At 52.2% G+C, this 997-nt stretch carries 1 protein-coding gene and 1 pseudogene; both read left to right on the plus strand.

The genetic code is table 11. The annotated features are described in order from the left end of the window. A pseudogene (locus J5224_RS30020) lies at window positions 1–358 on the plus strand (hypothetical protein); the annotation flags it as partial. Then, window positions 355–933: a DUF4123 domain-containing protein gene (locus J5224_RS30025; protein WP_264628708.1), complete on the plus strand. Its 579-nt coding sequence runs from the start codon at window positions 355–357 to the stop codon at window positions 931–933. The pseudogene J5224_RS30020 and the gene J5224_RS30025, both read left to right, overlap by 4 nt. Window positions 934–997: the final 64 nt, after the last annotated feature.

Genomic DNA, 997 nt, shown 5'->3' on the forward strand with positions numbered 1-997 from the left:
GGTACGCAATATCGGTAATACGCTGAAGGAAGATATTACTGCCAGCCATCTCGTCACGATTGGCGAGCATGAAAAAGTAGTCATTGAAGGCATACAGTCCATTGAGGCCAAAAGTGGTCAGCGACTACTGACGACCGAATATATCCTGCAAGGCACAGATCGTATTTTAATTCGCGGCCCGGCAGGCAAAATCCTGCTTGATGGCAGCGGTATTACGCTGAATGCGCCGAATATTCAACTAAAAGGGAATGTCAGCATTACGTCTCCCTCTGGCGACCAGATACAGGCCATTGAAGCGGCGATCAATCAAGGAACACCACTGGTTGAAGAGTGCCCCCTTAAAGAGGGCAAAGAATGAGCCTCTATCAACAACTGGAGAAAGCCGGGCTACCGACTCGCAATAGTCGTACCCACCTCTATGTACTGACGGAAACCCGTGCCGAGCGAAATCTGCTGGCACGGCTGGAGTTTCACGAGGTGGTCCATTATCCGTTATGGCATCTGGATGCACAGGCAGGGCTTGAGCCATATACACCGTGGCTTTGTGTGCCAGAGCCTGACAGCGACTTTGATCTGTGGCTGGGCAAGGCGTTTGAGACGATGCCCATGATTGTGCTATTTGCCCGCATGTCACCGGATCAGGTGCGGCGACATCTGAGGCATTTCAGTAAGTTTGTGGAGGGAACACGGCGGTTTATTTTGCGTCTGGGCACCCCGTCAGCCCTGCAACTTTATATTGCTTCCATTGCGCATACGTCTTCCGCTGTATCACGTTTTTTCGCCGATGGTGAGATTGAAGAGATGTATTTCCACGACCCACAGGCATCACTGTCACGGCGCGTACAACCCCTGTTTGAGCAACAGCGCCATGAAGAAGCCGAGTGCGATGGTTGTCTGGTCTGGCTCGATCTTCCCGTTGATCAGGAGGCCTGATGATGCTGAATGCTATCGATCTCGACAGCATGGCGCGTGTTGCCAGAAAGCAGTCGGATATCCG

This window comes from Candidatus Symbiopectobacterium sp. NZEC135 (assembly GCF_025962695.1).